Source organism: Hymenobacter arizonensis, from assembly GCF_900115775.1.
Taxonomy (GTDB): domain Bacteria; phylum Bacteroidota; class Bacteroidia; order Cytophagales; family Hymenobacteraceae; genus Hymenobacter; species Hymenobacter arizonensis.
Genome location: NZ_FOXS01000012.1, coordinates 12,599 through 26,025, shown reverse-complemented (window position 1 = coordinate 26,025; position 13,427 = coordinate 12,599). Strand labels below are relative to the sequence as shown.

The 13,427-nt window shown below is 48.0% G+C and carries 10 protein-coding genes; all 10 read right to left on the bottom strand.

The genetic code is table 11. The features are described 5' to 3' along the window. Nucleotide 1 precedes the first annotated feature (1 nt). The gene (locus BMZ66_RS24540; protein WP_092679028.1) at nucleotides 2–1,282 is read right to left on the bottom strand and encodes an ABC transporter ATP-binding protein; all 1,281 of its coding nucleotides are present in this window, start codon (nucleotides 1,280–1,282) and stop codon (nucleotides 2–4) included. 5 nt (nucleotides 1,283–1,287) lie between these two features. Then, nucleotides 1,288–2,145, bottom strand: coding sequence for an ABC transporter permease (locus BMZ66_RS24535; protein WP_092679027.1), 858 nt, complete (start codon nucleotides 2,143–2,145; stop codon nucleotides 1,288–1,290). A gap of 92 nt (nucleotides 2,146–2,237) precedes the next feature. Beyond that, nucleotides 2,238–3,155 carry a glycosyltransferase gene (locus tag BMZ66_RS24530; RefSeq protein WP_214607065.1) on the bottom strand — a complete coding sequence of 306 codons (918 nt, stop codon included), beginning with the start codon at nucleotides 3,153–3,155 and terminating at the stop codon, nucleotides 2,238–2,240. Nucleotides 3,156–5,539: 2,384 nt separating this feature from the next. Beyond that, on the bottom strand, nucleotides 5,540–6,016 hold the full coding sequence (locus BMZ66_RS26525) for a VanZ family protein (RefSeq protein ID WP_177204912.1): 477 nt from the start codon (nucleotides 6,014–6,016) through the stop codon (nucleotides 5,540–5,542). Next, entirely contained in the window at nucleotides 6,006–6,833 is an 828-nt protein-coding gene (locus tag BMZ66_RS24520) for a glycosyltransferase family 2 protein (protein WP_092679045.1), read from the bottom strand. Before BMZ66_RS24520 ends, BMZ66_RS26525 begins: the two co-directional genes overlap by 11 nt. A 132-nt stretch (nucleotides 6,834–6,965) precedes the next feature. Then, nucleotides 6,966–7,511 (bottom strand): DapH/DapD/GlmU-related protein, encoded by a 546-nt coding sequence (locus BMZ66_RS26335; protein ID WP_092679024.1) that lies wholly within the window; start codon nucleotides 7,509–7,511, stop codon nucleotides 6,966–6,968. A gap of 182 nt (nucleotides 7,512–7,693) precedes the next feature. Continuing rightward, entirely contained in the window at nucleotides 7,694–8,875 is a 1,182-nt protein-coding gene (locus BMZ66_RS24510) for a glycosyltransferase (protein WP_234795222.1), read from the bottom strand. A gap of 592 nt (nucleotides 8,876–9,467) precedes the next feature. Continuing rightward, complete coding sequence (locus tag BMZ66_RS24505; RefSeq protein WP_092679022.1) at nucleotides 9,468–10,613, bottom strand: glycosyltransferase family 4 protein; 1,146 nt, start codon at nucleotides 10,611–10,613, stop codon at nucleotides 9,468–9,470. A 126-nt stretch (nucleotides 10,614–10,739) separates the two neighbouring features. After that, entirely contained in the window at nucleotides 10,740–12,083 is a 1,344-nt protein-coding gene (locus BMZ66_RS24500; protein WP_234795221.1) for a hypothetical protein, read from the bottom strand. Nucleotides 12,084–12,121: 38 nt separating this feature from the next. Next, nucleotides 12,122–13,366: a glycosyltransferase family 4 protein gene (locus tag BMZ66_RS24495; RefSeq protein WP_092679021.1), complete on the bottom strand. Its 1,245-nt coding sequence runs from the start codon at nucleotides 13,364–13,366 to the stop codon at nucleotides 12,122–12,124. Nucleotides 13,367–13,427 lie beyond the last annotated feature (61 nt).

Genomic DNA, 13,427 nt, shown 5'->3' with positions numbered 1-13,427 from the left:
GCTAACTAGCGAAACTTTCCACGCCGGCTTGTATGAGCTTGAAAGGAAAGTTAGGGCGAACGACACCCAGCCACTTGCCATAATAATTATAATCACCGCGAAAATCCTCTAGTTCGAACGACAAGCATTCCTCGTAACGAAACAAATCCACAGAGGTATCACGGGTAATTACGAAAGAGAAGTAATAAGCCCCATCATTGAGAAAATCACCAGGAATGGTGCACTCTGCTTTAATAAGCCCCTGATTGCAAAGACTGTCAGGAGTCGGCCGATCAAAGACGCATTCTCCACTATAGGTATACAAATGCAGGCCCATACTCAAGGACGTTTCGCCTGGCAATAGGTTCCAAAACTCGATCTTGAAAGTAAGAGGAGTACGTACGTCCACAGGAGAATCTGGAGTAAGCAAGTGAGGCACAAGTTCCACAAGTTTTAAACGGATGCGTTCATTGCCCGGAGCTAGCGTGGCGTCGTCCCATTTTTGCTTGAGTTGAATACGTTGCGCACTGACTAAGTATTCGTTCACTACGGCAGAAGCTGTCCCTATTTTTTTGATCTTACCTTGATGCAGCCACATACCTTTATCACATAAATTGGTAATGGCTTGCATGCTGTGACTGACGAAGAGGATGGTACGTCCGGTGTGGTGCGATACTTCCCGTATTTTACCCAGGCATTTCTTCTGAAATTCAGAATCACCTACAGCCAACACTTCATCGAGAATGAGGATATCAGGTTCCAAATGGGCGGCAACAGCGAAAGCTAATCGCACATACATTCCAGAGGAGTAACGCTTAACCGGGGTATCCAGAAAACGCTCAATTCCCGCAAAAGCCACTATTTCGTCGAATTTAGCCCGCACTTCAGCCTTACTCATTCCTAGGATATAACCGCTTAACAAGATATTATCCCGACCCGTTAGATCCGGCTGAAACCCTGTACCTACTTCCAGCAGACTATTAATTCGTCCCCGCCCCCGCACGGTACCTTGGGTGGGGCGCACAATGCGGGAAATAATTTTTAACAGCGTGGACTTACCAGCCCCGTTATTGCCGACAATGCCTAAAACTTCCCCCTGCTGGACTTCGAAACTGATATCCTGTAGGGCCCATAAGGCTTGCTTTTGCTGAGTAGCAGAGTCTGCTAAAAAGAAAGGGTCTTCTTTCTTACGGATGGCCGTTGTCCACCAACGTTGAACGTCTTGACGCAAGGAGCCAGTACCAATCGTACCGAGCCGGTAGCGTTTGGATAGACTTTCGACCTGAATAGCTACAGTTGACATGGGGCTTATACAACATCGATTATTTTATCCCCTTGCTTGTTAAACGTCAGTAGGGAAGCCAAAAGCAGAATGAGAGTGAAGCTAGTGCTGTACAGCAATTGACTGATGGTCACGATGCCTTGGCCAAGAATCGCCCAGCGAAATAGCTCAAAGAGTGGCGTCAACGGGTTGAGTTGGACCAACCACCGCCATTTTTCTGTTACGTATTGCACGGGGTAGATCACAGGCGTCAGAAACATTAGCAGACGCACACCAAGCCCTACAATAAACTTGACATCTCTGTATTTGCCGGTCAGCACGGAAAACAGCAAACCTAACGCCAAGCTTTGGGCACATACCAATCCTACTACCAGTGGTATAAGCAACAGCCAAAATAGCGTGTGCGAATCCCATGAGGTAAATAACCGATAATAAATAAGCAGCACCAGCAAAAACAGAGATTGAATGGCAAAGCTGATTAGGTGACTGCTGAGCTGAGCAAAAGGGATAACAAGGCGGGGAAAGTAAACCTTACTAAATAGGTGGGCGTTGTCTCGAAAGATGGAGGAAGTACCAGTAAAAGCATCATTAAAGAGGTTCCAGAGTACAATGCCTGCTAAGTAAAACAAGGCTGGCGGCACCGTCCCAGTGGAAATGCCAACCATTTTTCCAAATACCAACAGGTAGGTGATTGTGGTCATAATTGGTTGCAGCAACAGCCATAAAGGCCCCAAAACGGTTTGCTGATAGCCTCGCAGAAAGTCGCTTCTAACTAAGCCCCCCAGCAAAAAGCGGTATGCCCAGAGTTCGCGAGGGCTGGCCCCCCACCAGCTGCTTTTAGCAGTAATTTCCCAATCCCACTTACTCTGGTTGCTATCATGCATAACACTTACGTTTAATCTCAAAAGTGACGAGCAGTCCTCTTTCACACAGGGAGGTTGTTATTTATATTAAAAATCATCAATGAAATGGCAATTTACTCTTCTTTTCCATGCTTTAAGCGCAAGACACCCTTTAAGTATAGCTTTAGCACTAAGTAAATTACTTTTATGTCCTGACTCAGTCTTAAGGCCCCTTTTGCTTGCACGAAAGCTGCAGATGGATTTATAGCATATAAGCTGTGAGCAATGGAACCACAATACAAAGCATAATTACGAAAGGCTGCTTTTCTTATTGATTTTCGTCGACTTTGGGGCAAATAACTATGGATGACTTCAATTAATTTTATAAAATCCTGCACATTTCGTCCATTTCTCAAATTGAAGTGTGTTAAACTACCAAAGGTTGAGAAGCGATAATGTGCTAAACACTTAGGGGTGTATGCGATTGGAAAATTGGCTGCAATGCGTGCCCACATCTCCCAGTCTTCTCCGTAAAGAAATCCATAAAAACCACCTAGCTTCTCATAAACGCTGCGTTTTACTACAATAGACGGCGTAACCAACATTTGTTGCTGGGCTATATCGAATAGAAAATTTGGCAATATTCCCGCATTGAGGGCATGAGGTGGCTTCATAGCTAACTGTTCGTCATCCCCCATGATATCAGCTGTGTTGGTGAAGGCAGCCCCAGCTTCGGGATACCGAGTGAAAAGCAGTTCTATTTCTTTGTAAAAACCATTTACCACTCGATCATCACCGTGCAGAATGTGCACCCAGTGCCCAACTGCGCGGTTGAGGCAAGTTTCAAAGTTGCGTAAACTGCCTTGATTGGAAGGCTGTTGAAAATACTCTATCCTGTTTTTTCCAACAGCCTGAACCAGCGCAGATACGTCGCCGTCTGTACTGCAGTCGTCAATAACGGCGATTTGCATATATTCTGGGCCTGGATCCTGTGCCAGCACACTCTCCATAGCCTGTCTCAGATAGGGAAGGCAGTTATAAGAGGGAATCATTACGGACCATAAAGTCCGCTTAATAGTGCTGCTGACAGGCGCAATATGGGGAGGAGACGTAGGGATTCGGCAGGAATGATGCGGTACTTGCAACATGAAAAATAAAGTTCAATACATCAATACAGTTTCACTTGGTATGTAGGCTGACCTAAAAAAACACTAACAACTCCCATGAAAAGGACGAAATTTGTGGTGTGCCCCATTTTAATTCATCCGGGTTATGGAATCCCTTCGGAAATATAAGAAACGAACTTTGATTTCACTTGCTTGACTGACCTGCGCACTGCTAGCCGAGGTTGTATGGCCCCTACTAGTTGCGCGAAGCGATGCTTCACCAAATCAAATCCGACTATCAATGCGGATACATTCATGTGAAACAAGTCTTTATTAGGTCGGCTTTGACATGGCAAGGGGTGTGCTCCATCTTCAACGTTTAACTCGAAGTACAGACTGTGGCTAGTTGTTGGTTTGAGCATATCGTGTTTGAACAAATTCTTTTTGTATTGTTCCACCCTGCAACTTGACAGCATACATATACTAGCCAAAACCGAGGGGCTACCATCATCTATTAAAGGAGTAAAATACTTCACTGTAATTGCCCTATCCTTGACCGACAACCGGGGCTAGCCCTTGGCTTGTGCCACGCTGCAGCCAACCACCAAAACAGCTTTGAGCTGGCGGCATTATCTAAGCAATTCTGTCTCTTGCCTAAAGCGGCGAGTATTGGCATGATCGAACTGTTTGTTGATACAGACAACGTGTTTCATAGTCACGAGTTTTGCCAAGTCTACGCTACTTGTAACAGCAAAGCCAACAGCGACCGGAACCGCCCGGCTATTGAATAGCCAACCGATGATAGCAACTTCTTTGACTTCTAACACTACCGCCTTGCCTTGGTTGTGGGGTGGGCCGGTTAGGATTGATAATTTTAGAACTTAAGTTGGAGAAGTTGTTAGGCAAGATAAGGAGTTGAGTAGTCAATACTGGAATGCATACACTTATGACAATAGTGATTAGTATAGTCGGCAAAAACGGCCCGCTCACAGTTCGAGCGCCTCCGTTATGAAGCGGGATCAAAGGCTTTCAGCTTGCGCGTTGTCGTAACAGTCACCGCGGCGGCAGCGCAAGATCACTATGCCGTGCGCTGCCACCGGTAGGAGTTGCCGCAGTATTGCCTGATACAGTCATGATGTTGAATCGAGGGGCGTCGCTCAGCCAGGCGCAAGGCTTTCTTAACTAGGTCTTCGGGTATCGCTATACCTACGTCCCAGCCGACGATTCTGACTGCAGCCGACGCCTAGCGTAGCGCTTTCTGTGCCGGCTAGACCCTTCGCGTACGTCCACTTACTGAGCTGGCTCGACTGGTGGCGTTTGATGGCAGCGCTGCCCCGTTTAATAGGCGGCCGGGCTTGGACTTTGCTGCCCTTGAGCCGATTGGCCCCGTCGTAGCCCACCCGGTTCCCGCTCTCGGGCGTGCTCTGCAGCGTGCGCGAATTGGAAATCACCGCAAGGGGTCGGCAGACCTTGCTTCTTTATGGCGCAGCATCTGGCGCAGGTCGTCGGTCAGGCCCTCGATCACGTGGGCGTCGCGCAAGCAAGCTCATTGCTGGAGCACGTGGCCCAGGGCAGCAAACCGTGGGCAAGTTGAGCCACGTAGAACTCGTATGCGCCACGTAGCTCATGGCGTTAAATAACTCGCGGATTAGGCGCTACCGTTGCGCCACGTCTTCGCGCACCAGCAGTAGAAACGGCAGCAAAAACGCCCATTTGTCGTCTTTAACGGCGCTCGGATAAGAGCGGCGGGTGATATCGATACCCGCTAATTTCTTTCACAAGTCCACATACTTTGTTGCTGTAGGCCGATATAATAAGTAGTGCCGGGATACGTATTAGAAAGGGTAGTTCCGCTAATTGTTTATAAGTCTTCAGCACCGTTCGAAACGTATCTAAATGTACTGGTTACAGTGCCATCTGGGGCTTTATCAACACTCATGTTCGCATTGTTGTCGCTGGTGGTAGGACGAAGGCTGTTGCCTTGTCTATTAAGGTCGATTATTTGTATGCTGATACCTTCCAAGTCCCATTTGCCTGCAATAGCCGGTGTGCCGGTAGGCTCCGGGTTGTTTTCCTAGCCACATGTACTAATGAAGAGCACGGCATAAGGGATTAGGAGTATTATTAAAACATTCAAATGAAGTTATTATAACAGATAAAGTTTATACCTTTTTTAATTGGCTGTCCCCAAACTACTTAATTACTGTACATCATTAACGACCTAAGCTGATCAATAAATTATCTCATCGATAACCTAATCAATTCAAGACAGAAAAGCAGAAACCACTTTTTGATCTATTGGAATTGCTCATATAAAGCTTTACCTAATTTTATGAGTCTGAATTTGCTATCGTACAGTTTCCTATTCCCGAGTGGCATATAAGTAATAAACCCAATGCTGAACCCATAACATTCAGAATGATGTCGTCAACGTCGGCCACTCCTATTCTAAAAACATACTGAATACATTCAATAAAAAGGCTAAGTAAGAATGATAGGAATAGAATGGTTCTGGAACTTTCTATTTTAAACAAGATAAATATTGCTGGAACAGGAATGAATATAATTATATTTCCTATTAAATTAGTATAAAAATGATACAGCTCTTTGTCAGAATTGAGATTTAGTTTTACAAAGTCTTTGAACGTGTTTTTTAGCGGAATTTCATTTATCAACCGCTCACTAATATGTCTTCTCCTTCTGGCAAAAAAGACTAAATAGCTCAGTAAACAGGAATACGATATAGAAACCAAAAGCTTGAGAAACCCTTTCCAGTGTGCGGCAAAAAGAGTTGATTTACTTCTCACGTAATTTGCAATATATTTGAGTAAAGTAAGACATTTTTAATATGGCGAAGGCTAAACCCCTTGCCCCATCTCTGAAACCACCCAAAAGAAAGAAGCTTCCACAGAAATAAGCTGGACCCATAAATATGCTCTTCATCATACGATATTTTAACTGCTGCTTCCAGGTCAACTTTGCTGCTGGTTGTAAGTTATTTCCCGTTAATTTGAGGAATCGGGCGGCTTCCCACCCGGCATATTCATTGTGTTTTATTACGTAGTGCGAGACGCCTCGGAAATCCTGATGGTCAATTTTGCTACGAATTACGCCTATTTCCCCGTCCAGGATAGGGTGCTCATGCACCTCCATATCTAACTTGCTCCACTGGTCTTCATCAATTCGCTCATATTCGCCCGAGCCTACCTGAAAGAGGGCCAGCTTTCGTAGCGGATATCCTCCTTTAAGCTCCCTGCCTAAAAAGTGAATGGTGTAGTTCAGCCAGTACCCAACTTTGGTGCTATTTTTTAACGCCTCCCGCATTTCCGTTTTGAAAGACTCGGTTAAGTATTCATCGGCATCGAGGAAGAATACCCATTTTGTAGTAAATGCGTAATTTCTCAGAAACCAGTTACGCTTTTTGGGGAAGCGTCCATCCCACTCAAAATTCAGCACTTCGGCGCCAAGGCTATGCGCAATTTCGACAGTTCTGTCGGTGCTCCCTGAATCAATCACTACTATCCTTGACGCTAGGTCAGAGCCAATAGCTTTGAGACAGTCGGGCAGGTTACGCTCTTCATTCCTTACAGGAATAGCAATAGTTAAATCAAGGGGAACATTCATTATAAATCTAATATCGGTATCAGATTTGGCATTTACCAAACCTAATGATTGGGCTAAGTTATGCTCTGCTTTAGGACCATATGAGCAACCAAGTTGTGACGTTTACCATAGTGCTACGCGGTGGTGACTGGCTCAGGCAATTATCCGGGCTCTAATTGGTATGCAGGGATGACCTGCACAAACCATCCACTCGGGCATATTCTTGGTCACAACAGAGCGGGCACCTATCACGCAACCATCTCCAATAATGATCCCGGGGTGAACAAAGGCCTCGGCCGCAATCCAGACTTGTTCGCCGATCTGGATGGGTTTGGTGACGAGTGGAAACCCCAAATCGGAATAATCGTGGGTTCCCGTGACCAAATGGGCTCCTTGAGAGATAACCGTCCGGTAACCCACTGTGATTTTCCCTTGGCAGTATAGCGTGACCCCACTCGCAATTCCGCATTCATCGGCTAATTCGAGGTTCCAGGGAGCCCAAATCTTTACGCCTGGGTACACATGCACTCCCTGGCCAACTTTGGCACCAAAACACCGCAGCACAAAGGAGCGCCAACTGTGCAAAGGTTTTGGAGAAAGGCGAAACAGCAGGAATGAAAACACTCCCCATACAACTCTTGCAAGGCGGTTGCGCAACGAAAAAGACGGGCCCGTATGGGTATCAACATTAGTGCTCATTTTAAAATTAAACTATAGTTATGGCCTACTATACACCCGATACCCAAATAAACAGAACGAGGTTATAAAACCGCCTTGTTTCCTAACACAGAAATCCTTCGGTAGTATCTTGGCTTTCTAATCTACCATGTCGGTTAATTTTAAATCATTTGTGGCAGCCCATACCCTTAAAGATAAAGCCTTTAATATAAGACCGCTGCCATTTTCGCTGCTGCTGGCCCCACGGCGAAATGCATGCGGTACGTTGCTTGAGCGCGTTCACTCATGACTTGCTTTTCGTGCTCTGCCAGTTCACACCAGCCTTCTAACAAACGCTGGGTACCGGGCAGCGTATCATCTTCTGCCAAGCCCCCATTCATAGCGACAATCTCACGCCAGATGTTTACCTGATTGGAAACCAATACCGGCTTGCTGCACGCAAGGGCCTCTACAACCGCGATGCCAAAGTTCTCTTGATGACTCGGCAGCACAAAGGCCTCGCACCCGTAAAAAGCGCCCCACTTGGCCTCTCCGGTGAGCATGCCCGGAAAAAGGACGGAAGCTTCGGGCAACTCAGCGGCAAGCCGCTGCATTTGCTGGCCGTAAGCAGTCTCCAAACCCGGACCAGCAATGACCAGCACGGGAGCCGGCTTCGTCAGTGGAATCGTCGAGGCAGCCATGTGGATCCTTAAGTGAGCGTAAGCCTGTATAAGCAGTTCGACGCCCTTCTTGTCATGGATGCGGCTGAGGAAAAGCAGGTAAGGGCGATTTTGCAAGGCCGGACACTTGGCAGCGAAGGCAACTCGCATGGCGGGGGTATCGCAGGGTGGCGGTTCAACCCCTAACCCTACTACTAGTTCCTGGTGGGGGCGGTAAGGCGCAAATGGCTCACGGGCAAGCAAACGCTCAGTCTCGCAGGTAAAAAGCACGCCGGCGGCTTCGTTGACAACTGCACCTTCGACCAGTTGCCAATACAACTGGTTCCGCCAAGCTTTAAGTTTGCGACCCGTGGCCCGCTGAAAGTACGGGTCCAGCATACCATGCGGCATCACAAAGAGCTTAGGCACAGGGATGATTTCCGAGCCTGCAGCCGCCTGCTGTGCTTGAAAACGGTGCAGGGCTTTGCGTAATGCATATCCATTGTAAAGCCATAATCCATGAAGGAGTACAGAATCGAAACGAGCGAAATTATCGAGCAGCCAAGGTAGGAGCTTCGGGCTGTAGCTCCAGGGGCCGTAGCCAGGCCCAACTGCGTGCAGTGGAAATGGGTCCACTGGGCTACCAGACGCATCTAGGCTCACTACTTCATTGTGGATGCCCAATTCGGCCAAGCCTGCGATGGTGGTTCGAACTGCCTGGCTCACTCCTCCCAATTTGGGGTCCATGCTAGCAATGACGTGCAACAATTTCATGGTCTTACCGGAGCAGTACACCTTGGAAGAATACCCTTATCAAGGCTAGAATCTGCAATTTATTAAAGAACAGTTGCTTTCATACGAAATCGCTGGATGAGGTAAAATATTTCTTTGCTCTGACAATGTTATTTATTCCATCAACTAGTACTCTGCCGTGAAATATCCAATCTTTTAAGTAAGTTTAGTTGAGCCAAAAAACACCACTGAGCACCAAATATATAAGCAAAGTTGCGATACCTATTAGAGCTAAGTTAGGTATGAAAAAGCCATAATCACTGAAGGTAATCGGCGCACTATTTTTTAGGTTCTTAAAAATAGTGTCAAGAACTTGTATCAAAATCCGTAATTTATAGATAGCGCCAATGGATAATCGCTCTGTGTTAATTGTATTTGCACAATCTCAGTATATAGTCTTGTTAACAGCACCAGACTTACAAAACATGAATTTCAAATGCCAGCCCACTTGATGTTTGAAAAAATGAATTCGTATGGCTATAAAACAAATTATTTAATTGATACACTCATAACCAATTACACTTTCATTTATTGACTTTAAGTACTGTTACATAATCAGCTCAAGATAGGCGCTTAATATATGGTTAAGCTCGAAGCGCCGACAATTTGCAAGTCCTGCTGCAATTAAATTAGTCCGCTTAGAATCATCTATTAGGGATAGGAAAGCATCGGCAAAGGCTTGGGCATCCGTTGGCGCCGCGTGTAACGCGGCGCCCCCACTTACTTCGGGCATTGGCGCCACATTGCTAGCAATAACGGGGCGGCCACAAGCTTGGGCTTCAATAACTGGCCACCCAAAGCCCTCCGTGTAGGAAGGGAATACGAAGGCGGCACAAGTGCTGTAAAGGGCCACAAGTACGTGGTGGTCAGGCTTTACAATTGAAATGATTCGCTGACGTAAGCCTAAAATTTCCGAATGCTCTAGCAAGGTCGAATCGAGTGCTTCGCCCGCAAAGCAGATGTTGCCCTGCCACTGTTTGCCTAATATAGCCACCATGTCGAGCAAGAGCAAACGGTTCTTACGGGGGTGTCCAGACCCGACGTGTAATAAAAATGGCACGTTCAAATCAAGTTCAGTTTGCTTTATCAATGAGCTAGCCTGTCTTGCGTCCATAGGCCAGAATTCCGCGTTGAATGCGTTATGAATTACTCGCCAATCCTTGTGCTTCGGGTGGGGAGGAATTAGAGCTTGCAGCTGATCGAACGTGAGCTGCGAGACAGCTGCTAGTCTCTTCGCGTGACTCAAGCTATTGAGAATCCATCTCTGCAGAATTTGGCCAAACCGGGAAGCTGTTACGTAGGTATCTACGTGGCCTAGACCGCCACGAATAGCTAACACATCATGGCAAGTAATGCTTGTTTGATCAATGGGAAGCTGCTTAAGGTATGGCGCATTTGAGTGGTCACAGATGTGAAATCGGACTGTTGGTTGACGTAAGTTACCGCTGCCAAGGAGTCGCCAGCGCAACACTATTGGGAATATAACCCATTTATCTAAATAGCCCAACCACTTACCAAATCCAGCGTTTGTATTGAGGGCTTTCTTGCCAAATAGTACTGTAGGCTGCCAAACCTCCGACTTAAAACCTGCATTACGAAACCCATTATCTAGCATATGTGCAAATCGGAGCATACTTTCTTGCTTATCCGGCAAGTAATTTCCAATCAAAATTATTCGAACACTATTACTCATGTGCAGCAAACATCAAGTGCTATGGTACCACAAACCTTTTAACGATAAAGCTCAAATGTGTTGTTATTAATTCTTAAGCAGCATAAACTGCAACATGCAATAAGTTTAAGGAGCTTGAAATGAATATTATGTTTGTTTCAAGCTCCTAAGCGAGGCTATCATCAAGCCCCCGGTTAGAGTGCAAAAACCGAGGGAAGTGGGCTGTGCCCAACCACCCTGCACCAAGCTTAGCAGGCCAAAGCTTAGCAGCAGCCAGGGCAGCAGGTCTCCTTGGGTCAATTTTTTATAGCATGCCCAACTAATTTCTGCCGCTAGCCCCAAGCGCAGAAATACGACGGCTAGGCCCAGCAATGGACCTAACTCGCCGATTACTCGGCCCCACTCACCTTCGGAAATCAGGAAAACGGTCGTTCCCGTGAGAAGCATGCTGCCTACGTTGGTGCCCATACCAATACCGTAGCCGAAAAACGGCAGACCTGAAGCGCTGCCAGTCAGCGCCCCGATAAGTCCACCCAGAAAACGATCCAGGAAGACGCCCTCCAAGCCCCCTTCTATTTCATTGGCGTCTTCGAACCGGCTTGTAAACGCTTCAGTTGCCGTGGAAAAAAAACTCGATTGACCGAGTAAACTTAACACCAAAATTCCACCTGCTACCGTGACCAACATCCGCCCCAGGTTCTCTGGCTTACGGGCACTGGCAATAAGAACAAACACTAGGGAGATCACTATTTGAAAAAGCAGGGTGCGGCTTATTGATAAGGGCACCGATAACAAGAGAGCGGCAGTAGCTGCCGCCAGAAATAGCTTGTTGATTGCTTTGTTGTCCAGCCAAAAATAGAACACGAAGAGTGCGACAAAGCTAAAAAAACTGGCGTTGCCGCTCGTGAAGGAAAAAGTGCCGGGGGGGCGAAAGAAGCCCATAGCTCCCATAAAGCCTTCACCCTCACTGCCGCCAATTCCTTGGTTAACCCAGGCCGACTGCGGGCTGAAGAACTGCATTGCCACCAGCAGTACCATGGGAATAGCAATCCACAGGGTGACCTTCCCCATACTGATGACATCCTCCCGGGTGAAAACCCGACCAATGACGAAGATTAACGGGAAGTGTAGCAGAAAAATGCGGGCCCCATATAACGCGACAAATAAGTTGCCGTGTCCGAGAAGGGTAGCCGTGATAATGCTGCTAACAGCAATTACTACCATCCCCGTTAAGTAGATATTAGGTGCAATTATCCCGCGCCGCCAAGTCACCACGACCGCCCACAGGGCAATAGGGTCGCGGATGATGAGCAGCGGAGTAGCTAGGCTGGGAAGTACCCATTTGCGGAGGGCTCCCTCGAAGATCAACAGGAAGAAATATGCCCAAACGGCTCTTTTGAGCCACTGAGCCTTTGTGTCAACTGCTGCGATCGGTCTTCGGGAATTAGCTTCTTCCCATCTATTGGCGGTACTGCGCAGGTCTGGGATCATGCTCTCTATAAATTAGCTGGCAATAACGCTGGTTGAGGCTAGGGCTGGTTAGTAAGAGCCTTGGCAAGTTCTTGCCCGTATACTGCCCAAGGGCGGCCGCGAGCCGTTTCCTGAGCTGCCCGGCCGGCTTCGGCTATCGATTCCGGTCGCTGCAGCAAGTTTTCAATAGCTCCCTGCAGGGCAGCAGTCGAGCCAGCTTCCACAAGCCAGCCGTTGCGGCCGTGCTCAATTAGATCAGGGCCCGCTGTCCGGTCGGTCGTAATTACGGGGGTACCCTGCGACATAGCCTCTGTGATTACAAGGCCAAAACCTTCGAAAAGCGAAGGAAAAACCAGCACGTCGTGCTCTCGCATAATGGCGAGCACTTCGGCATGGGGCAAGCTCGGGAGCCAGCGGTGGCAGGCCAGGGCGGCGTCAAGCGAAGGGCAGTAGTTACTAGCCTTGCGACCGACAATGGTTAACTCGACCCGCGATTTGAGTGCCGCTACAGCCGTGAACAAATCGGCGATGCCCTTGCGCTGGGAAAGCCCGCCCACAAACAGCAGCTTTAATGGTCGGCCGTTACCGATAGGTAAATACTGACGAGGCTTTCCCACGGCCGGAAATCCATAGGGCACGACCTGAATGGGCGCGAGGACACCAGGAAAATCCTGGAGGGTGTGGGCGGTAAACTGACTGGCGACCAAAATCCGGTCCGCTAGACGCAACTCTTCATCCTTGCGGGCGAGTTTGGCCTCGGAGTCTTGCAGGCCCGTGAGTGTAGGTGCCCAGTCGGGCCATCGTTGCTGCTCAGGTTTCAGTAGTCGCTGCGCCGCCCGCCAATAGCCAATAGGCAAGTCGTACACGCAGGTCAGTCCAAGCTGCTTAGCGCGTTGAAAGGAGGCAAGAGCCCCGTCTTCATAGGCGTAGACAGTATCTACCTTCTGCCGTCTAGCACTCCGGGACAAACCAACCGCAACGTGCCGGTCGAGGCTGTGGTAGACAGCGTCGACGCAGAAAAAACCTGTTTCGTGCTTAACCAAGGAATCAAAACCAGCTTTTGACGCTGCCATACGGCCTAACTCGCGCCAGGGCCACATCTGCGTTTTAACCTTTAAAGCTGCCTCGAAATGACGGCGACTCAACTCACCAAACCGGGGCAATGCGCTGACGCGGCCCAGCATGCTATCCGGAAAGGCGGCTATCGTTGTACGAAAACCAGCCAATAGGCCAGCCTGCTGCAGGCCGCTTGCGGCCGCACGAACGTTAGCATTACCGGTAGGATGGTGAAGCAATACCTGCATCCGATTAAATATTGATGGCGAAAAATGAACTATTAGACATGAATATAACTATTGCGCCAGA

Bases quoted from the DNA above. Each gene is read 5' to 3' on its own strand.
- BMZ66_RS24540 (WP_092679028.1), bottom strand. From the start codon at position 1,282: ATGTCAACTGTAGCTATTCAGGTCGAAAGTCTATCCAAACGCTACCGG.
- BMZ66_RS24535 (WP_092679027.1), bottom strand. From the start codon at position 2,145: ATGCATGATAGCAACCAGAGTAAGTGGGATTGGGAAATTACTGCTAAA.
- BMZ66_RS24530 (WP_214607065.1), bottom strand. From the start codon at position 3,155: ATGATTCCCTCTTATAACTGCCTTCCCTATCTGAGACAGGCTATGGAG.
- BMZ66_RS24520 (WP_092679045.1), bottom strand. From the start codon at position 6,833: ATGAATGTTCCCCTTGATTTAACTATTGCTATTCCTGTAAGGAATGAA.
- BMZ66_RS26335 (WP_092679024.1), bottom strand. From the start codon at position 7,511: ATGAGCACTAATGTTGATACCCATACGGGCCCGTCTTTTTCGTTGCGC.
- BMZ66_RS24510 (WP_234795222.1), bottom strand. From the start codon at position 8,875: ATGGACCCCAAATTGGGAGGAGTGAGCCAGGCAGTTCGAACCACCATC.
- BMZ66_RS24505 (WP_092679022.1), bottom strand. From the start codon at position 10,613: ATGAGTAATAGTGTTCGAATAATTTTGATTGGAAATTACTTGCCGGAT.
- BMZ66_RS24500 (WP_234795221.1), bottom strand. From the start codon at position 12,083: ATGATCCCAGACCTGCGCAGTACCGCCAATAGATGGGAAGAAGCTAAT.
- BMZ66_RS24495 (WP_092679021.1), bottom strand. From the start codon at position 13,366: ATGCAGGTATTGCTTCACCATCCTACCGGTAATGCTAACGTTCGTGCG.